Genomic DNA, 21,821 nt, shown 5'->3' with positions numbered 1-21,821 from the left:
AGGCGCATAGCCACAAGCCAATCGACACGTCCGTGTCGCTCAATGGCGGCTGTGTGCGGGAGACCTCCGGGTCTGCCGGGTTCCTGGTTTCCCGGTCTTGCAGACCCGCGCATAGCTGCCACCCATCATCTGCAAGTGATGTCTGGCAGCGCCCTTTGAATAATCAGGAGCTGCACCATGTTCAAGATCACCCCCAATCCTCCCGAAGGCGATTCCAAAAAACTCGACGAAGCCGCCGACCGCGCCCTCTCCTACTACCTCGACCCCAAACCTGAAAAACCCACTCCACCGCCGGGCCAGCTGTTCACCGTTGCAGAGAGTGCGGACTTGGAATGCCTGCTGGCCAACCTCAGCGAAACCCTTGCCTCGGTCAATGTCATGGCCAACGAACTGGCCTTTGATCTGGAAGGCGCACGGCGGAGTTTCGCCTTGGGGATCCAGCAGATGGTCGAGCTGAGTGAGCTGCTGGCAAACCGTGCCTTGGACATTGCCGCGCCGCGTTAACACCTCACACTAACCTCAAACCAAGCGACATTTGTGGCGAGGGGATTTATCCCCGTTGGGCTGCGCAGCAGCCCCAAACCAGCTCCCTCAAAAATATCTGACACACCGAGGTGTTGATGATTGGGGCTGCTGCGCAGCCCAACGGGGATAAATCCCCTCGCCACAACAGTGTTTGCCTTAAGTTCTGTGGACAGCGTGCAGAGGGAGTTAAACCGGTTTGGACTTGAGATTGCGCGCATACCACGGTCGTTGCGGCACACGGCGAAACAGTTCGGAGAGCTTTTTGTCATCGCTGCCGAACGTAATGCGCAGGGCAAGTTTCATGGTTTCCGGGTCCATTTCCACCGAGCGTCCGAGCTGCAGCCCCGGCGTGGTGCTGCAACCGTGGGTGTCCGGGCCCAGCCAAGGGTCGGCGATTTCCACCCAGCGGCCCGGGGCGAACCAGGGCACACCGCTGACCTTTAGCCGGCTCACTTCCCCCGGGTGGAAACGCTCGTGGGCGCGAAACCAGTCTTCGAGGCGGTCGTCGATCCAGCCGTGGAACGCCCAGAACACTGGGCTCACGTGGGAGGAAAACGGATCGCCGAGGAAGTCGTTTTCCGGGGCATACCAGCGCGCGGCGAAGTCGTCCGGGTCGCGGGCGAACGGCACTGGATGGCCGTTGGACGGGTCGCGCGGCACCGAGGCCCAGCGCATGTGCAGCCAGTCATGCAGGCCCAGTTCCACTTCTGAACCGAACTGGCCCAGGGTCAGTTTCGACAGGTAGCGCGGGTCGCGATAGCGCGATTCCCAGACCTGGAAATTGCTGTGGTAGGTCTCGGCGGTCTTGATGTCGCTGACCCACTGGGCGTATTGCTCATCGCCATCGGCCAGCCAGGTAGGCGGCAAGGCCGTGCCGTCGTGGTTGTCGAAATAGCGGGCGAACCCCTGGCGATCACGCTCCAGCTCCGGTTGCGGCAAAGGAAAGCGCGGCCACGACGGCAGCGGCTGGAACGAACGGGCGGTGCCGAGCATGTGCCGGTGCATGAAAAAGAAGTCCACCCCCGAGCCGTTGCGATCCTTGTGCGGGCCGCGGGCGTCGCGCTCCTGATCCCTTGGGCCGGGCTGCCAGCCGATGCCGCGCAGGGCATTGCGCTTGTCTTCGTCCAGGGTGTGCCATTTGTCCCGCGAGGCGTGCCAGAGCTGGTGGAACAACCGGTGCTCGGGCGACACCAGCCAGGCCAGCAGCGCCGGGCTCAGCGGCGTGCGCTCGCGGGCCTCGGGGAAGCGCTGCTTGACGGCGACGAACTGATTGTCCTGTTCAGGCAACGCCAAGGGACGGTCCAGGCGCAACGCCCGGCCGCTGAGGGTGGCGCTGCCGGCATTGCCGAAGCCGGCCCAGACTTCGTCCAGGGTCATGATGAATTCATAGTCCGGCGCGTCCTGTCGAGTACTCACCAACCGCCAGCTCAGTTGCTTCGGGTCGGTGCCGGCCAAGTCGCCCAACACCCGGTAACGCGACTCATCGGCACCGCGCAAGCGTTCGGCGCTGTCGAAGTACCCCACCAGGCCACGGCCCCTTTGGCCGATATCGAGGAAGATCTGTAGATCGTCCTGGGGCAAGCCTTCGAGACCGGCGTCGCGGCCGGTGAAACGGATCGTCCAGATGCCCCGCAACGTATCGGCCCGGCGCTGACCCGCCACGTCGGCCACGTCGAACGAGGCCTCGCCGGGGGTGATGGTCGGGTCCGGCCGGGTCAGTTCGCGATGCCCGTAATACACCGCAGGCACGGCGGCACCGGTCAGCGCCAGGCCTGCCATGAACCATCGTCGAGAAATCGTCATTGCCTTACCTGTGTTCGGCCCTGGAGCGGGCTTTATCCAAGCTAGAACGATGAGGGGGCTGACAAATTTATAGGGGCTGTGAAGGCCTCATCGCGAGCAAGCTCGCTCCCACAATGGGTTTGAGTGCATTCGCAAGAAACCGGGCAACTGTAAGGTCGCCTCGCGAGCAAGCTTTGCTCCCACAGGGAATTTGCAACACGCCCACCTGTGGGAGCAAAGCTTGCTCGCGATGGCGGCCCCAAGGGCACCTAAATTTCCCGCCCGACCACTCGTTCTCCCCAGATAGCAAAGGCCCCTGCGCCTGTCCTTCCAAGGCGAACCTGACTGAGATCGGCAATGACAACACCTCGTTCGAAAAAGGCTCTTTTCATCGGCCTGCCCCTGGCCCTGGCGTTGGCCGTCGGTGCAGGCGTCGCGGCCTGGGACCACTGGTGGCGGGACAATCCCGGCTACCCGGTCAACGTGATGAAAGAGGCAAGGGAACTGCACGAACGCCTGCTGTCCTTCGACAGCCACATCACCGTGCCGCTGGATTTCGGCACCGCCGGCAATGAAGCCGACAAGGACGGCAGCGGCCAGTTCGACCTGGTGAAAGCCAACCGCGGGCAGCTGTCCGGCGCGGCACTGACGGTGTTCGGCTGGCCCGAGATCTGGAACGGCCCCAACGCCCCGCACAAGCCCACCGCCGGTTTCGTCGAGGAGGCGCGCAACCAGCAGGAAGTGCGCTACAAGATCATCACCGGCCTGGTCCGGGACTTTCCCAACCAGGTCGCCATCGCCTACACCCCGGATGATTTCCGCCGCCTGCACGGCGAAGGCAAGTTCGCGATTTTCATCAGCATGCTCAACGCCTACCCCCTGGGCCACGACCTGAACCTGCTGGACCTGTGGACGGCGCGCGGCATGCGCATGTTCGGCTTCAGCTACATCGGCAATAACGACTGGGCCGACTCCTCACGACCGCTGCCGTTCTTCAACGACTCGCCCGACGCCCTCGGCGGCCTCTCGGAGATTGGCAAGCAGGCGGTGACACGCCTGAACGACCTGGGCGTGATCATCGACGTGTCGCAGATGTCGACCCAGGCCCTGGAGCAAGTCGCGCAACTGAGCCGCACGCCGCTGGTGGCCTCCCATTCGGCGCCACGGGCGATGGTCGACATCCCGCGCAACCTCAGCGACAAGGAAATGCAACTGATCAAGGCCAGTGGCGGCGTGGTGCAGATCGTCGGTTTCTCCCAATACCTGCGCCCGCTGACGCAAAAGACCCAGGATAAACTCAACGCCCTGCGCGAACGCTTCGACCTGCCGCCGCTGCCCAACCTGGCGATGGCACTGATGCCCGGCGACCCGATCATCGCTGCCTGGCCGGAACAGAAGTTCGGCGAATACGCCGGCCAGCTCTACGGCATCCTCGAAGAGGAACCCAAGGCCAGCCTCAAGGACCTGGGGGACGCCATCGACTACACCGTACGCAAGATCGGCATCGACCACGTCGGCATCAGCTCGGACTTCAACGAAGGCGGCGGTGTGGAAGGCTGGGAGAACGTCGGCGACATCCGCAACGTCACCGCCGAACTGCTGACCCGCGGCTACTCCGAAGCCGACATCGCCAAACTGTGGGGCGGCAATTTCCTGCGGGTCTGGGATCAGGTCCAGAAAGCCGCCCGCCCCGCCATCGCCTCGACCCAGAAGGCGGCCCAGCCATGAATGAGCGTCGCACCTTCCTGAAGCAGGCCGCAATCCTCGCTGCCGGCCTGCCCCTGGCTGCCAGCCTGCCCAACACGGCCAGCGCCGATCCCCTGCCACCGCTGCCCAAGGATAAATGGGCACAGCTGCGCTCACTGTTCGACCAAGACCCCGACTACCTGCACTTCTCCAATTTCCTGGTCACCACCCACCCGCGCCCGGTGCGCGAGGCCATCGAGCGGCACCGCGCCGCCCTGGATAAAAACCCCGGGCTGTTGATGGACTGGGACCTGGGCGTCACCGAAGAACGCGAGGAAAACGTCCGCACCTGGGCCGGTCGCTACCTGCAAGCGACCCCGAAGCAGATTGCCCTCACCGGCAGCACCACCGAAGGCCTGTCGATCATCTACGGCGGCGTCCATGTGGCAGCCGATCAGGAAATCCTCACCACCACCCACGAACATTACGCCACCCACACCATTCTCGACCTGCGCACCCAACGGGACGGCACCCGGGTACGCAAAATCAAGCTGTTCGAGAACGCCCACAACGCCAGCCACGAGGAAATCCTCACGGCCATCGAGCGCAACATCCGCCCGGAGACACGGGTGCTGGGCATGACCTGGGTGCATTCGGGCAGCGGCGTGAAGCTGCCCATCGACAAAATCGGTGCCCTGGTGGACAAGCACAACCTGGGCCGCAGCGATGAGCAACGGATCATCTACGTGGTGGACGGCGTGCACGGGTTCGGCGTCGAGGACCTGAACTTCCCGGCGATGAACTGCGACTTCTTCATCGCCGGCACTCACAAATGGATGTTCGGCCCGCGAGGCACCGGCCTGGTGTGCAGCCGTAGCGAAGAGGTCAAGTACGTCACACCGATCATTCCGACCTTCTCCGAAGCCACGGCGTTTTCCACCACCATGACGCCCGGCGGCTACCACGCCTTTGAACATCGCTGGGCGGCGGATGAAGCGTTCAAGTTGCACCTGCAACTGGGCAAGGCCGAAGTGCAGGCGCGCATCCACGCCCTCAACAGCTACCTGAAAAAACAGCTGGTGGCACAGCCGCAGATCGAGCTGGTCACGCCCCTGAGCCCGGAGCTGTCGGCCGGTTTCAGCTTCTTCCGGGTCAAGGGTCGCGACAGCGATGAGATCGCCGGTTACCTGATGAAGAACCGTGTGATCGCCGACGCCGTGCATCGTGATGCGGGGCCGGTAATCCGCACCGCGCCGGGGTTGCTCAATACCGAAGCCGAGATCGATCGCTTCATGGGCTTGCTGGCCAAGACACTCTGAACCTGACTTTATCGAGAGAAATGGATGAACAGTTTTTCCTTGACGCTACTCCCGGCACTGGCCCTCGCCGCCCTGCTGCCCTCCGGCGCCCAGGCCTCGCAACCGGGCCAGGTCTTTCGCGACTGCAAGGACTGCCCGGAAATGGTTGTGCTGCCCACCGGCACCTTCCAGATGGGCACCCCGGACGACGAAGTGGGCCGCGAGCCCGACGAAGGTCCGCTGCACCCGGTGACGTTTGCCAAGCCGCTGGCAATCAGTCGCTTCCAGGTGCTCAAGGGCGAATGGTCCGCCTACCTGCGCGACACCGGCTACACCATGCCCGACGGCGATGAACGACCCGGTCGGGCGTGCAAGGCTGGCATTCCGGACTACCAGGGCAGCGACCCACGCAAGCAATACACCGACCGGCACCCGGCGGTGTGCATGGATTTCGCCGAGGCCAATGCCTACGTGGCGTGGTTGTCGAAAAAGACCGGCAAGCACTACCGGCTGGTCAGCGAATCCCTGCGCGAGTACGCGGCACGCGGCGGCAGCACCGGGCCGTTCCCCTTCCCGTTCGATGAAGGCAAGGAATACAGCATCGCCCAGCACGCCAACACCTACGGCGCGGCCGACGGCTACAACTTCACCGCCCCGGCCGGCAGCTTCGCGCCCAACGCCTTTGGTGTGTACGACATGCACGGCAACGTCTACGAATGGACCGCCGATTGCTACAACGAAAACTACGTGGGTGCGCCGAGCGACGGCAGCGCCTGGCTGACCGGCAAGTGCGAGTTCAAGCGCATTCGCGGCAACGACTGGGGTGAAGCACCGGTGTTCTCCCGCTCCGGCAACCGCAATGCGCTGGTGCCGGGTGATCGCGGCGACTGGATCGGTTTTCGGGTGGCACGGGATATGTAAATCAACCTGCCGGACACAGACAGGCTTTTGTGGCGAGGGAGCTTGCTCCCGCTGGGCTGCGCAGCGGCCCCAAGATTTTGCGGTCGCTGCGCAACCGAGCGGGAGCAAGCTCCCTCGCCACAATAATGTGTGTCAGGCGGCTCCTCGTTAAATCCCCTCCCCTCCCAATCGTTCTACAGGTGGGCGCGCCCCAACCCGGCGTGCCGCCGTCCTCCAGCCATGTGGTGAATGCCCCGCGATGGCCTTCGCCCTTTTCATCTAGCAGGGAAACCTCCATGAGCCAACCAAAACGCGGGGTGATCAATGAATTGTTCACCCTGCTCAAACCCTTCCGGCTGATTGTCATCGGCGCCATCCTGCTGGGCATGGTCGGTGGCCTGAGCGTGACCGTGCTGCTGGCGACCATCAACCAGGTGCTGCACGCCGACGGTGGGCTGAGCCACACCGTGGTGGGCGTGTTCGCCGGGTTGTGCCTGCTGGCCCTGGTCAGTTCCATCTGTTCCGACATCGGCACCAACTACGTCGGCCAGAAGATCATCGCCAAGCTGCGCAAGGAGCTGGGGGAAAAAGTCCTGTCGGCACCCATCCAGCAGATCGAACGCTACCGCAGCCATCGCCTGATCCCGGTGCTGACCCACGACGTCGACACCATCAGCGATTTCGCCTTCGCCTTCGCCCCCCTGGCCATTTCCCTGACCGTCACCCTCGGGTGCATGGGTTACCTGGCAGTGCTGTCGTGGCCGATGTTTCTGATGATGGTCGTGGCGATTGTCATCGGCACCGTGGTGCAGTACATCGCCCGCGGTCGTGGGATCAAGGGCTTCATGGAGGCTCGCGACTCCGAGGACGAATTGCAGAAGCACTACAACGCCATCGCCGAAGGCGCCAAGGAACTGCGCATCCATCGTCCTCGTCGACAACGCATGTTCGTCTCGGGCATCGAGCACACCGCCGACAAGATCTGCGACACGCAGATCCGTTCGGTGAACATCTTCGTGATCGCCAAGACCTTCGGCTCGATGCTGTTCTTCGTGGTGATCGGCCTGGCCCTGGCCCTGCAATCGCTGTGGCCGAGCGCCGACAAAGCGGTGATGAGCGGTTTCGTGCTGGTGTTGCTGTACATGAAAGGTCCGCTGGAGCACCTGATCGGCACCCTGCCGATCGTCAGCCGCGCGCAGATCGCCTTCCGCCGCATCGCCGAGCTGTCGGAGCAGTTTTCCTCCCCTGAACCGCACCTGTTGATCAACGACCAGGGCCAGCCGAAAACGCCAGTGCAGACGCTGGAACTGAGCAATGTGGCCTACAGCTTCCCGGCGGTGGAAGGCGCCGCGCCGTTCCGCCTGGGGCCGGTGAACCTGAGGATCGACCAGGGCGACATCGTGTTTATCGTGGGTGAAAACGGTTGCGGTAAAACCACGCTGATCAAGCTGCTGTTGGGCCTGTATGCGCCGCAACAAGGGGAAATCCGCCTCAACGACCACGTGGTGACGGCCGTGACCCGCGACGACTATCGCCAGTTGTTCACGACGATTTTCGCCGACTACTACCTGTTCGATGACATCGTCCAGGGCGACACCCATATCCCGGACGATGCCAACCAATACCTGCAACGCCTGGAGATCGCTCACAAGGTCAGTGTGCGCGACGGCGCCTTCACCACCACCGACCTGTCCACCGGCCAGCGCAAGCGCCTGGCGCTGGTCAATGCGTGGCTGGAAGAACGCCCGGTGCTGGTCTTCGACGAATGGGCCGCCGACCAGGACCCGACCTTCCGGCGGATTTTCTATACCGAGCTGCTGCCGGACCTCAAGCGCCTGGGCAAGACCATCATCGTGATTTCCCACGACGACCGTTACTTCGACGTGGCCGACCAATTGGTGCGCATGGAAGCCGGCCGCGTCATCACCGAACTGCAATCTGCGTAAATAATCACGATTCTCATTCTGGTTTTTCCGGGGTCGTGCGTCCTAATTAAGAATTGATAACAACTACACCCCTATTAAAACTAAAACCTGCAAGAGTGAAACACATGCCAGCAACTCCGGGGATTCCACGTTTTACCAAGGCACTGATCATGCGCCGCCTGTTGCAACCAGGCTTCAGCGCCACTGCGTTCAGCCTGGCGCTGGCCATGCCATTCAGCGCACAGGTCCAGGCACAGGAAGTCGACCTCAACATTCCAGCGCAGTCGCTGGCGAGTGCCCTGCAGGCGTTGAGCAATCAATCGAACATGCAAGTGCTCTACAGCGCCGATGATGTCCAGGGCCTGCGCAGTCAGCCGGTGAGCGGCCGATTGTCGCCGGCGCAAGCGCTGTCGCAGATGCTGGTGGGGACCGGCGTCATGTTCACTATCCAAGGCAACACGGCCAGCGTGCGCGCCAGGACGGCGGGCGATTCCCTGGAACTGGGCGCCACGACCATCACTGGTAGATCCGCGGAATCGGCCTACGGCCCGGTGGACGGCTACGTCGCCACTCGCAGCGCCACCGGCACCAAGACCGACACGCCGATCCTGGAGATCCCGCAGACCATCAACGTGGTCACCGCCGACCAGATCGCCACCCAGGGCGCGCGCAACCTGACCCAGGCCTTGCGCTACACGCCGGGCCTGGACACCAGCGGCTTCACCGACCGCAACGCCATCGCCGACGAAATCACCAGCCGCGGGTTCGCCCCCACACAGCTGTACCTCGATGGCGCCTACCTGCCTTATGCCGGCAGCCTGGGCGGCGCGCCGCAAATCGATACGTATACCCTGGAGCGCATCGAAGTGCTCAAGGGCCCGTCGTCGGTGCTTTATGGGCAGAACCAGCCCGGCGGCCTGATCAACATGGTCTCCAAGCGCCCGACCACTGAACAGCGCAGCCAGATCAAACTGGGCGCGGGCAGCTATGACCGGATCAACGGCGCGTTCGACACCAGCGGCCCGATCGACGACCAGAAGGAATTCAGCTACCGCGTCATCGGCGTGGGGAAAAAAGGCAACCAACAGGTCGATCACACCCACAGCGAACGCATGCTGCTGGCGCCAAGCCTGACCTGGGCGCCCAACGAAGACACCTCGCTGACGGTGCTGGCGCAGATCCAGCGCGATGACGGCCTGGAAGACTATCAGGCGCTGCCGATGATCGGCTCCCTGAAGCGCGGCCCCAACGGCCAGCGGATCGACCGGGACTTTTTCTCCGGCGACACGCGGTGGAACGACTACAAGCGTGACCAGTTCATCCTTGGCTACGACTTCAGCCACAACCTCACCGATGACCTGACGTTCCGCTCCACGGCCCGTTACACCGATGTGCGTGACCAGTATCGGGGCTTCTATCTGCGTGGTTTCGTTGGGAATGATCAGACCCAGGCCACTCGCAACAAACTCGACTGGCAACAGCACAACACCGCCTACACCGTCGATAACAACCTGGAATACAAATTCAACACCGGCGCCCTCGAGCACACCACCCTGGCGGGCGTGGACTATCGCCATTTCAACCGAAAATACAAGGGTTACAACATCACAGGGGCGCCAATCGACCTGTACGGCAATAACAACAACTACGACACCAGCGGCGTGACCCCGACGCTGGACACCCAGTGGGACAACACCGTTCGCCAGACTGGCGTCTACCTGCAAGACCAGATCAAGCTGGACAAGTGGATCCTGACCGTAGGTGGCCGCCAGGACTGGGCCGAAGTGGATAACAAGGATCTGCTGGCACGCACTGTTTCCTCACTGCGTGACAACAAGTTCACCGGCCGGATCGGCCTGACCTATGTCACCGATTTCGGCCTGGCGCCCTACATCAGCTATTCGGAATCCTTCCTGCCGACCACGGGCACGGACGCTAGCGGCAACGCCTTCAAACCGACCGAAGGCGAGCAATACGAAGTGGGTGTGAAGTATCAGCCGTTCGACAAAACGATGATTACCGCCTCGGTGTTCCAGATCAAACAGAAGAACCTGGTCACCGGCGACCCTGCTGATCCCCAGAACTCGATCCAGTCGGGCCAGGTGCGTTCACGGGGTGTTGAACTGGAAGTCAAATCCTCCATCGACAACATCGAAGTCATGGCCGCCGCCACCTACCTCGACTCGTTCTACACCAAGGACAACTACGGCAACGAGGACAACCGCAGCGAGCAACAGGCGCCGTTCTCCGCCACGCTGTGGGTCGACTACCACTTCACCCAGGCCGTCCTCAACGGCCTGACCTTCGGCGCAGGCGCCCGCCACACCGGCCGCAAGCCGGGCGACGCGGCCAACTCGTTCGACGTCCCGGCCTACACGGTGTTCGACACCACCATCAGCTACGACATGGGCAAGGCCACCTCAAGCCTGCGTGGCGTCACCACCAGCCTGAACGTGCAGAACGTCTTCGACCGCGAGTACGTGTCCAACTGCAACTACTCGTTCGGCTGCTACTACGGCCAGGAACGCGTGGCCTCGCTGGACGTGACCTACGACTTCTAAGCAACACCACACACAAAAAAACCGGGCCAGGCCCGGTTTTTTTGTGCCTGCAAATCCTGGAACCATCACATAACCACTGTGGGAGCGAGCTTGCTCGCGATGGCGGTGTATCAGGCACTTAAGTGCTGGCTGACCTGCCGCTATCGCGAGCAAGCTCGCTCCCACAGCGGATCTGTGGCATATGCAAATCCTGAGACCACTCCCATCAAGGGATTTGTGGTGTTTCAGGCAGTGAGTGCAGTCCGCAAGGCTTGGCTCAATTGCGCGTACACTTCGTCAATCTCCGGCACCACGCTCTGCAAGCGCAGGTAGTCGTGGATCAGGCCGGTGTATTCGATCAGCTCCACGCTCACCCCCTGCTCTCGCAAACGCTGGGCGTAGGCGCGGCCTTCGTCGAGCAGCGGGTCATGGCCGGCCAGGGCGATCAGGGCCGGTGCAAGGCCTGGGTAACCGGGTGCCAGCAACGGTGAGAAACGCCAGTCCAGGCGATCGGTGGGCTCATTGGCGTAGTGCCGGTAGAACCACTCGAGGGTTTCGCTCTCCAGCAGATAACCTTCGCCGAACAGCTCGGTGGATGGGCTGCTGGTGGACGCATCAGTCACCGGGTAGCAGAGCAATTGAAAGCATGGCTGGATCGCCAGGGAAGCGGGTTCCAGGGCCGCTTGCAGCGCAAGCACCGTCGCCAGTGTCGCGCCGACGCTGTCGCCGCCGAACGCCACGCGGCTGAGGTCCAGGCCTTCGGCACGGGCCTGCCGGGCCAGCCAGTCGAGGGCGTCGGCGCCGTCGTTCAGCGGGGTCGGGAAGGTGTGCTCCGGGGCCAGGCGATAGCCCACCGACAACACCGCGCACGGTGTCCGGGCGCAGAATTCGCGGCAGACACCATCGTGGGAGTCCAGGCTGCCGACCACATAGCCGCCGCCGTGAAAGTACACCAGCACTGGCAGTGCCTGTGCCGCAGCCGTCGCCGGACGGTACAGACGCAGCGTCAGCGGCGCGCCGTCACGGGCGGTGAATGCGTGAGCGGCGCACTGCACATCCGCCGGAGCGTTCCAGCGCAATTGCCCGGTGGTGCGCTCGAACGCCTCACGGGCCTGGGCCGGCGTCGACAGGTGAAACGGCCCGGGACCGTCGGCCTGGCTTTCTTCGGCCAGGTCGAGAAAGGCGTTGAGTTCCGGATGCAGGGACATCGCAGGGGTTCCTTGTGAAAAACTATAGAAGACAGAAAAATCCATGAGACCGGTTACAGAACCCTGTGGGGGTGAGCCTGCTCGCGATAGCTTTGGTTCAGTCAACATCGAGGTTGACTCATACACCGCCATCGCGAGCAAGCTCGCTCCCACAAGGGAATGGTGGTGGGGCATCGCATGCATGAGCACCAACGATCCACTGTGGGAGCGAGCTTGCTCGCGATAGCTTTGGTCCAGCCAACATCGAGGTTGACTGATGCGCTGCCATCGCGAGCAGGCTCGCTCCCACAGCCCCCCCCAAGACTTAAGCCGCCTGCGCCACGCAGTGCTCGATCAACGCTTCCAGTTCCTCCTGGTACGCGCGCATCAATCCCTCGACGGTCTCGGCACGGTAGCGGCGGGCGCTGAAGATGCAGCGCAGCGCCAGTCGCCCGTCGTACACCTGCCCCACCACTTCCAGCCAGTTGCCCAGCGCGGCGTGGGGGCTGTAGCAGCTGCCGTAGCTTTCCGCCGCCGGCACCAGCAGCGCCTTGTCGTCAAAGCTCTGGTCGAACTGCCCCAGGTAGTTGAACGTCACCCGCGCCTGGGGCGCGCGGCCCAAGGTCGCGGCCATCGGCTCGCCGCTCATGTAGCGCAACACGCCATAGCCCAATCCCTTGTTCGGCACGGCGGCCAACTGCCGTTGCACCGCCCGCACCGACGTGCCGATATCGGCTTCAGGGCTCGGGGCCAGGCGCACCGGGAACATGCTGGTGAACCAGCCGAGGCTGCGGCTCAGGTCGATGTCCTTGACCAGGTCCTCGCGACCATGCCCCTCCAGCTGGATCAGCACCGAAGGCTGCTGGCTCCAGCGGCACAACACCCGACTCAACGCCGCCAGCAACACGTCGTTGATCTGCGTCTGGTAGACCGCCGGCACCTGTTTGAGCAATTGCTGGGTGTGCTGCTCCGACAGGCTCAAATGCGCGACCGACTGGTACTGCACCTGGTTCTTGCCCCGCAGGTTGTCACACGGCAACTCGCTGCCCGGCTGGTCGATCTGCTCCAGCCACCAGGCTTTTTCCTGCGCCGGATAATCCCGTGCATAGGCTTGCAAGCCCTCGGCCCAGGCCCGGTAGCTGCTGGTGCGAATCGGCAGGTTCGGTGTCTGGCCGTCGCAGTAGGCCGTATAAGCCGTCTGCAAATCCTGCAGCAGCAAACGCCACGACACCGTGTCGATGACCAGGTGATGAATGACCATCAGCACGCGGATTTCACCACTGCCCAAGGTCACGTGCGCCGTGCGCCACACCGGCCCGTTGTGCACATCGAGGCTGCGTTGCACCTGTTCGGCATACAACTCCAGCTCGGCTTCATCGGCCACGGTGTGCTGCCACAGCAAGGGTTCGCTGGCCCACTGCGCCTGCATCTCTTCCAACGCCTGGTAATGTTGCAACTGACGCCCGCCGACCTCACTGAAGCGCAGGCGCAAGGCGTCGTGCTGCTGCAGCATGCCACGCAACGCCAGTTCCAGCGCCGTCAGGTTCAGCGCCTGGCGCGCCCGCAACATCAACGCCTGGTTGTAGTGATGGGGTTCGCTCATGCGCTGGTCGAACCACCATTGCTGGATCGGAATCAGGTTGAATTGCCCTTCGGCGGCCACCTGGGTCACGTCCTCGACTGTCACGGCGAGCGTGTTCGAACGCTGGTCGAAAATCGCCTCGATGGTCTGGCCGCGCATCAGGTCCCGCAGCTTGAGTTCCATCTTCAGCTCCCCATGGTTGCGTACCCGCGAGACCACTTGCAGGCTGAGGATCGAGTCACCGCCCAACTCGAAGAAATTATCGGTGATGCCCACCCGCTCGACTTGCAACACCTCGGCCCAAATCTCGGCCAACAGCTGCTCATCGCGGTTGCGCCCCGGCACATACTCGGCGCCCTTGAATTCCGGCTCTGGCAGGGCCTGGCGGTCGAGCTTGCCGTTCGGCGTGACTGGCAACGCCTCCAGGCAGATGACCTGGGCCGGCACCATGTAATCCGGCAATTGCACCCGCAGTTCCGCCTTGAGCCGATCACCGATGGCCACCCCATCGGGGGTGACCACATAGCCGATAAGTTGCTTGCCCGAGGCACTGTCGCGGGCGATCACCAACGCATCGCTGACGTCGTCCAGTTGCCGCAGGCTGGCCTCGACTTCCCCCAGTTCGATGCGGAAACCCCGCACCTTGATCTGGTGGTCGATACGCCCGACGTAATCGAGCACCCCGTCGGCGCGCTGGCGCACCAGGTCGCCGCTGCGGTACAGGCGATCGCCCGGCTGGCCGAACGGGTCTGGCACGAAGCGCTCGGCACTCAGGTCCGGACGACGGTGATAACCACGGGCGATGCCCTCGCCACCGATGTACAACTCACCGGCAATGCCCGGCGGCAACGGGTTGAGGTTGTCGTCCAGCACATACAAGGCGCGCTCGCCCACCGCCCGCCCGATCGGCGCGTAGGCGGCTTCGCAACGTTCGCTGGCTGGCACCTTCCACAGCATCGGCGTGACCACGGTTTCCGTCGGGCCGTAGCCGTTGGTGAAGAATTGCGGACACAGCGCCGCCTTCACTTGCTCGAAGGTCTGGTCCGGCACCGCATCGCCACCGAAGCAGTACACCCGCACCGGCGGTGGCGCCAGTTGGCTGTGGGCGGCGTATTCGGCCAGTTGCTTGAGGTAGGCCGGCGGGAAGCAGGCGATGGTAATGCCGTGGCGGTGCAAGGCGTCGAAGGTCTGCTCCGGCGTCCACAGCGCGCCGTCGCGAATCACCAGGGTGCCACCGCTGAACAACGTGCTCAGCCAGCGTTCATGGGCGCCGTCGAAGGCGAACGACATGAAATGCAGTTCGCGGGTGTGTTCGTCCATGTCATACAGCCCGGCGATGGCCTGGCAATGCATGCTCATCGGCCCGTGCGCCACGGCGACGCCTTTGGGTCGACCGGTGGAACCCGAGGTGTAGATCAGGTAGGCCAGATTGCCGCCGAGCAAACCGCTGCGCGGCGGCAAGTCGCTGTAGCCACGGCTGTCGAAACCGTCGATGGCCAGGCGCGCCAAACCGTCGAGATCAGGCAAACGCCCCTGCACCCGACTGTGGGTCAGCAACAGCGCCATGGCCGAATCTTCGATCATGAACGCCAGGCGCTCGGGCGGGTAATCGATGTCCAGCGGCACATAGGCCGAACCGCTTTTCATCACGGCCAGCAGCGCCACGACCATGTCCACCGAACGCTCCAGGGCCACGCCGACTACCACTTCCGGGCCGGCACCGAGTTCGATCAAACGGTGGGCCAGGCGGTTGGCCCGACGCTCCAGTTCGCCATAGTCCAGCGCGTCGTCGCCACACACCAGCGCCGTGGCCTGCGGACGCGACTGGGCATGCCGGCCAATCAATTCCGGCAACAACTGTGGCTGATAGCAGCCGTTCGGCGCCGCGCTCCATTGCTCGAAGGCCTGCCACTGTTCCAGCGACAAGCGCTGCAGGTTGCCCAGGCACGCGTGGGGCGCATGGATCATCGCTTCCAGGGTGTCTTCCATCGTCCGGCGGATTCGCTCCACCGCTTCGACGCTGAAGGCGTTGCGCAGGAACAGGTACTCGATGGACAGCGTGTCGCCCAGGTTGACCGCCAGGTCCATCGGGAAGTTGGTCACGTCATGATTGCGTGAGTCGCCGAAACTCAGGCCAGTGTCCTGCTGCTCGCCCAGGCGTTCGTCGATGGGGTAGTTCTCGAACACGATGATGCTGTCGAACAAGCCCTGCCCGCCCAGGCCCGACCAGCGCTGGATGTCCGCCAGTGGCGCATGGGAATGCTCGCGCAGATCCAGGTTGTAGGCCTGCAACTGCTGCAGCCATTGATCCAGCGGCTGCTCGGCGTCCAGGGTCTGGATCACCGGCAAGGTGTTGATGAACAGACCAAGGATGTTGTCGGCGTTGACCAGCCCCGCCGGACGCCCGGCGACGGTGGCGCCGAAGACCACGGTGTTCTGCCCGGTGAAGCGTTGCAACAACAGCAACCACGCCCCTTGGATCAAGGTATTCGGTGTGATCTGCAAGGCGCGGCAGGCCTGTTGCAGACGCGCGGTCTGCGCCACGTCCCAGCGCGAATACAGCGCCTCGTGCCCCGGCAATGCCGCGACATGCCGTGGGTACATCGCCTGGTTGAGGGAGGTCGCCTGCTCCAATGGGTCGAGGCGGCTGCGCCAGAAGCGTTCCAGCGCGCCCTGATCCTGGCGTTGCAGCCATTCGATGAACTCGCGGTAGCGACCATTGCGGCTTGGCACCTGTCCGTGGGCGTAGAACTGCAGCACTTCACCGAACAAGCGCGAACTGCTCCAGCCGTCCATGAGGATGTGATGGCAGGTCCAGATCATTTGGTAGCGATCGTCTTCCAGGCGCAGCAACAGCACCCGTTGCAAGGGCGCGCGGCTCAAGTCGAAACCGGCCAGGTAATCGGCGGTCGCCCGGGCGCTGATGGCCTGCTCGCTGATGTCCTGTCCACGCCAGTCTTCGATCTGCAATGGCAACTCGACGTGGCGATGGACGATTTGTACCGGCACGCTCAAGCCATCCTGCCAGTGGAAACTGGTACGCAGGATGTCCTCGCGTTCGATCACCGAAGTCCAGGCCCGGGCAAAACGTTCGGTGTCCAGGCCGTGCACCGGCAGGCTGATCTGGTTGATGTACAAGCCGGAGCTGTCGTCGGCCAGGGTGTGGAACAACATGCCGTCCTGCATTGGCGACAGCGGGTAGATGTCCTCCACCTGCGCCACCGGCACCGGCAAGCCGTTGAGTTGCGACTGACTCAAGCGCGCCAGCGGGAAGTCGGAAGGTGTCAGGCCCTGGTGCCCGTCGGTGCAGCAGTGATCGATCAGTTGTTGTAACGCCACGGCGTAGGCATCGGCCAATTGCTGGAGTGTGGCCTCGTCGAAGACATCGCCACTGAAGGTCCAGTCGAGGGACAACTGGCCGTTGAAGATCCGGCCGTCGATAGTCAGCCAGTTGCCCAGCGCCACGTCATCGCCGTGCCCTGCGCCACTGCCCTCCTCACTCGGCACGAACAGCGCTTGCTCATCGAAGCTCTGGTCGAATTGCCCCAGGTAGTTGAAGGTGATGCGCGCTGGCGGCAGTTTTGCCAGCCGCTGTTGGACCGCTTCGGCGCCGAGGTAACGCAGGACGCCGTAGCCCAGGCCCTTGTTCGGCACCGCCCGCAGTTGTTCCTTGATCCGCTTGATCGACTCGGCGGGGTCGCTGGCCGGTGTCAGCAACACCGGGAACAGGCTGGTGAACCAACCGACGGTGCGGCTCAGGTCGATGCCATCGAACAGCTCTTCGCGGCCATGGCCTTCGAGCTGCACCAGGCAGGCCGGTTGCCCGGTCCATTGGCAGACCACTTGCGCCAGGGCGCTGAGCAGCAAATCGTTGACCTGGGTGCGATAGGCCGTCGGCGCTTGCTTGAGCAAACGCTGGGTCTGGGTGGCGCCCAGGCGTGTGCTCACCGAACGGCCATGGGCCGCGGCCTGGCTGCCCTCGGGACGAGCCCGCGGCAACGGTGGCAGAGGCTGATCCAATTGCCCGACCCAGTAATCCAGTTCCTTGTTCAGGGTTTCGCTGTGGGCGTAGTCCTGCAACTGAGCGGCCCAGGCCTTGAACGCCGTGGACTTGCCCGGCAAGGCCGGCGCCTGGTTCGCCCGCAGTTGGCGATAGACGTTTTGCAGGTCTTCCAGCAGTACCCGCCACGACACGCCGTCCATCACCAGGTGATGAATCGCCAGGTGCAGACGCGAACTGCCGTCCTGCACGGCGATCAGGCTGCAGCGCAGCAACGGGCCGTGTTGCAGGTCGAGGCTACGTTGCGCCTGGTCGGCGATGGCGACGATCTCGACGGCGTCCTGGGCGGTGCGTTGCCAGATCTCCAGCGATTGCTCATCCACGGCCTGATGGCTGGCATGCCAGCGGCCATCGTCGGCCTGGGTGAACCGCAGGCGCAGGGCATCGTGATGGGCCACCACGTGCTGGAGGGCCTGTTGCAGAGGGGCGATCTCCAAAGGTTCGCGCGGGGTCAGCAGGACCGATTGGTTCCAGTGATCGCGGTGCGGGATATCGCTGGCGAAAAACCAGTGCTGCATCGGCACCAGCGAGCTGTCACCGGTGACCGGTCCTTGGTCGCTCACACCTTCATCGGCCGCCGTGGCGATCCGTGCCAGGGCCTGGATGGTCTGGTGTAGGAACAGGTCCTTGGGGGTCAGGCCGATGCCTTGGGCACGTGCCCGGCTGACCACCTGGATCGAATTGATCGAGTCGCCACCCAGGGCGAAGAAGTTGTCGGCGGTACCCACCCGCTCGACGCCGAGCACCCCTTGCCAGATGTCCACCAGCGCCCGCTCGATGGCGTTGACCGGTGCGGTGAATGCTTCTTGGCGTTCGGCCAGGTCCGGCGCCGGCAGCGCCTTGCGGTCGAGTTTGCCGTTCGGGCTCAGCGGCATGTGTTCCAGGCGGGTCAGGTGCGTCGGCACCATGTGCTCCGGCAGGCTCAGGCGCAAATGGGCCAGGAGCGTCTCGCGCAGCAGCGACCAGTCGCCGGCTGCATCGGCGTGAGCGACCACGTAGCCGCTCAACACCTTGCCGCTGCGGCTGTCCTGGGCCACCACCACCGCTTCGCGCACCGTCTCATGTTCAAGCAGGCGCGCTTCGATCTCACCCAATTCGATACGGAACCCGCGGACCTTCACCTGATGGTCGATCCGGCCGATGTAGTCGATTACCCCGTCAGGGCGATAGCGCGCCAGGTCGCCAGTGCGGTACAGCCGCTCGCCGGCCACGAACGGGCTGGCGACGAAACGCTCGGCGGTCAGTGCGGGACGGCGGTGATAACCGCGGGCCAGGCCCTGGCCGCTGAGGTACAGCTCGCCGTTGACGCCGCTTGGCACCGGGTTCAGTTCATCGTCGAGGATGTAGGTCATCAGGTTGGCAATCGGCTCGCCAATCGGCACCGCATCGCGCCCTTCGTCGCAGCAGGTCCAATGGGTCACGTCGATGGCCGCTTCGGTCGGACCGTACAGATTATACAGCCGGGCATTGGGCAACTTGGCGAACACCTGCTGCTGGGCATCCACCGGCAGGGCTTCGCCGCTGCAGACGATGCGGGTCAGGCGGGTGCAACGACTGACGTTGGCGTCGAGCACGAACGCTTGCAGCATCGACGGCACAAAATGCAGGGTGGTGATGCTTTCCCGTTGGATCAGACTGACCAGTTTCTGCGGATCACGATGATCGCCCGGTGCCGCGACGACCAGGCGCACGCCGGTCATCAACGGCCAGAAGAACTCCCATACCGACACGTCGAAACTGAACGGGGTCTTCTGCAAGACACTGTCACCGGCCTCCAAGCCATAGGCCTGTTGCATCCAGCACAAGCGGTTGGTCAGCGCGCCATGGCTGTTGCCGGCGCCCTTGGGCTTGCCGGTGGAGCCGGAGGTGTAGATCACATAGGCCAGGTTCTGGGCGCTGGCCCGGGATGGCGGATTGTCGGTGGGATTGCCCCGCAGCCAGTCGTCGTCCCCATCCAGCACCAACGTGGTGACACCACTCCCTCCTGTGGGAGCGAGCTTGCTCGCGATGAGGCCCTCACCTCCAACATCAATATTGACTGAACCACCGCCATCGCGAGCAAGCTCGCTCCCACAGGACAGCGGTAGTTGGTTGAGCAATGAGCTTTGGGTCAGCAGCAGCTCGATGCCGCTGTCCTCGATCATGTAGGCCAGGCGCTCCGGCGGGTATTCCGGGTCCAGCGGCACGTAGGCGCCGCCGGCCTTGAGGATCGCCAGCAGGCCGACGACCATCTCCACGCTGCGCTGCACCGAGATGCCCACCAGCACATCCGGGCCAATGCCGCGGGCGATCAAGGCGTGGGCCAACTGGTTGGCGCGAGCGTTGAGCTGGGCATAGCTCAGCGACTGCCCTTCGAACACCAATGCCTCGGCGTGCGGGTCGCGCTCGACCTGGGCTTCGATCAACTGATGCACCGGAAGATGGTTCGGGTAGTCGGCGTAGGTGCGGTTCCACTCCTCAACGATCAGGCGCCGCTGCACGCCGTCCAGCATCGGCAGTTCAGCGATGCGCTGAGTCGGGTTGGCGACGATGGCACGCAACAGGTTCAGCCAGTGCTCGCCCAGGCGGGCGATGGTGCCCGGTTCGAACAGGTCGCTGGCATAGGTCAACGCGGCACTGAGGCCATCGGCGTATTCGAAGGTGTCCAGGGTCAGGTCGAACTGCGCGGTGCCTGAGTCCCAGGTCAGTTGCTCCAGGCTCAGGCCCGGCAACACCGACAGATCCCGGCGGGCCTCACTGGCATGGTTGAACATCACCTGGAACAGCGGCGTGTGGCTCAGGTTGCGCGCCGGTTCCAGCCGTTCCACCAGCTGTTCGAACGGCAGATCCTGATGGGCCTGGGCGCCCAGTGCGCGTTGCTTGACCTGATCGAGCAACTGGTCGAACCGCAGGTTGCCGTCGATGTCGGCCTTGAGCACCTGGGTGTTGACGAAGAAGCCCAGCAGGCGCTCGGTTTCCACCCGGTTACGGTTGGCAATCGGCACGCCGACACGGATGTCGTCCTGGCCGCTGTAGCGGTGCAGCAAGGTCTGGAAGCCGGCGAGCAAGAGCATGAACAGCGTGCTGTTGTGCTGTTGGGCCAGGCGTTTGAGGCCTTCGGCCAAAGCCGGCTCGATGACGATGGGCAGCCGTGCGCCGCGATAGCTTTGCTGGGCCGGGCGCGGATGGTCGGTCGGCAGTTCGAGAATCGGTTGCTCGCCGCCCAACTGCTCGATCCAGTAATCGAGTTGACGCTGCTGCTCCCCCGCCGCCAGCCATTGCCGCTGCCAGTGGCCATAGTCAGCGTATTGGATCGGCAGCGGCGCCAACGCCACGGGCCGGCCCTGGCTGAAACCTGTGTACAACTGCAGCAGGTCGTCGACCATGATCTGCATCGACCAGGCATCGGACACGATGTGGTGCTGGGTCAGGATCAGCACATGATCATCAGCCCCCAGTTGCAACAACTTGACCCGCAGCAACGGACCGCGCTGCAAATCGAACAGTCGTCGGGTTTCGGCTTCGATCAAGCCGCGCAAGGCCGGTTCATCGATACCGGCTTGCACCGATTCGACCGCCAGGGTCAGCGCCGCCGGTGCATCGATCACTTGCAGGGGACGCTCATTGTCGAGCACGAAGCGGGTCCGCAGGCTCTCGTGACGCGCCACCAGTGCATCGAAACTCTGTTGCAGCGCGGCACGGTCAAGGGGCCCGCGCAAATGCAGCGCGGCGGGAATGTGATAGGCGCTGCTGGCGGGTTCCAGTTGCCAGAGGAACCACTGCCGTTGCTGGGCGAACGAGAGCGCCAGCGGCTGGTCGCGAGCAATGCGTGGAATGCTCGGTTCATCATTCGCCGATGCCGTGCCCAGGGCCTCGACAAACCCCCGCAGGCTGCGATGGGCGAACAGCAGGCGCAACGGCACCTGGATATTGAGTTGCTGGTGAATCCGCGACATCACCTGGGTGGCCAGCAAGGAATGGCCGCCCAGTTCGAAGAAGTTGTCGTCCAGACCCACCCGCTCGACCTTGAGGATATCGGCCCAGATCGTCGCCACCGCCTGCTGCACGGGTGTCTGCGGCGCGACATAGGTTTTCTGCCACTGGCTGGCATCGGGCTTGGGCAACTGCTTGCGATCCAGCTTGCCGTTGGGCGTCAGCGGGAAGCGCGACACCAGCACAATGTGCGCCGGCACCATGTAGTCGGGCAGGTTGACCTTGAGCCCTGCGCTGAGGCTGTCACGCAGGTCGCTCTGGGCGGTGGCGTCCAGGTCATTCAGCTCGGCGCTTGGAACGATGTACGCCACCAACGCCTGACCGCCCGGTGCCTCTTGGGCCAACACCGCCGCTTCGCGCACGC

The 21,821-nt window shown here is 63.6% G+C and carries 9 protein-coding genes (1 of these 9 only partly in view); 6 read left to right on the top strand and 3 right to left on the bottom strand.

The window, feature by feature from the left end:
• Window positions 1-177 precede the first annotated feature (177 nt).
• Window positions 178-504 (top strand): DUF6124 family protein, encoded by a 327-nt coding sequence (locus tag AB4N80_RS14810; protein ID WP_305481898.1) that lies wholly within the window; start codon window positions 178-180, stop codon window positions 502-504.
• A 207-nt stretch (window positions 505-711) separates the two neighbouring features.
• Here the strand turns inward: AB4N80_RS14810 and pvdP are convergent, their stop codons facing one another.
• Window positions 712-2,328, bottom strand: coding sequence for a pyoverdine maturation tyrosinase PvdP (gene pvdP, locus AB4N80_RS14805; RefSeq protein ID WP_460082716.1), 1,617 nt, complete (start codon window positions 2,326-2,328; stop codon window positions 712-714).
• A 336-nt stretch (window positions 2,329-2,664) separates the two neighbouring features.
• Here pvdP and pvdM point away from each other — a divergent pair, with 336 nt between their 5' ends.
• The 5 genes from pvdM to AB4N80_RS14780 all read left to right on the top strand — a co-directional run bounded on the left by pvdM (window position 2,665) and on the right by AB4N80_RS14780 (window position 10,677).
• Window positions 2,665-4,035 (top strand): pyoverdine-tailoring dipeptidase-like protein PvdM, encoded by a 1,371-nt coding sequence (gene pvdM / locus AB4N80_RS14800; RefSeq protein ID WP_460082713.1) that lies wholly within the window; start codon window positions 2,665-2,667, stop codon window positions 4,033-4,035.
• Entirely contained in the window at window positions 4,032-5,312 is a 1,281-nt protein-coding gene (pvdN, locus tag AB4N80_RS14795; RefSeq protein ID WP_354338574.1) for a pyoverdine-tailoring periplasmic protein PvdN, read from the top strand. Before pvdM ends, pvdN begins: the two co-directional genes overlap by 4 nt.
• A gap of 24 nt (window positions 5,313-5,336) precedes the next feature.
• Window positions 5,337-6,212: a dihydropyoverdine dehydrogenase gene (gene pvdO, locus AB4N80_RS14790; protein WP_122569502.1), complete on the top strand. Its 876-nt coding sequence runs from the start codon at window positions 5,337-5,339 to the stop codon at window positions 6,210-6,212.
• 275 nt (window positions 6,213-6,487) lie between these two features.
• Window positions 6,488-8,137: a cyclic peptide export ABC transporter gene (locus AB4N80_RS14785; protein ID WP_460082708.1), complete on the top strand. Its 1,650-nt coding sequence runs from the start codon at window positions 6,488-6,490 to the stop codon at window positions 8,135-8,137.
• 104 nt (window positions 8,138-8,241) lie between these two features.
• The gene (locus AB4N80_RS14780) at window positions 8,242-10,677 is read left to right on the top strand and encodes a TonB-dependent siderophore receptor (RefSeq protein ID WP_460082705.1); all 2,436 of its coding nucleotides are present in this window, start codon (window positions 8,242-8,244) and stop codon (window positions 10,675-10,677) included.
• 224 nt (window positions 10,678-10,901) lie between these two features.
• Here AB4N80_RS14780 and AB4N80_RS14775 read toward each other — a convergent pair whose 3' ends face one another.
• The gene (locus tag AB4N80_RS14775) at window positions 10,902-11,864 is read right to left on the bottom strand and encodes an alpha/beta hydrolase (protein WP_122569499.1); all 963 of its coding nucleotides are present in this window, start codon (window positions 11,862-11,864) and stop codon (window positions 10,902-10,904) included.
• Window positions 11,865-12,168: 304 nt separating this feature from the next.
• A protein-coding gene (locus tag AB4N80_RS14770) for a non-ribosomal peptide synthase/polyketide synthase (RefSeq protein WP_460090472.1) crosses the window boundary here: on the bottom strand, window positions 12,169-21,821 show its 3' portion. 2,869 nt of this gene lie beyond the right edge of the window; the window shows 9,653 of its 12,522 coding nt (coding positions 2,870-12,522); its start codon lies off the right edge, out of view — the gene reads right to left on this strand; its stop codon occupies window positions 12,169-12,171.

Source organism: Pseudomonas sp. H3_A02 (genome assembly GCF_054671965.1).
This window is presented reverse-complemented; position numbering and strand designations above follow the sequence as displayed.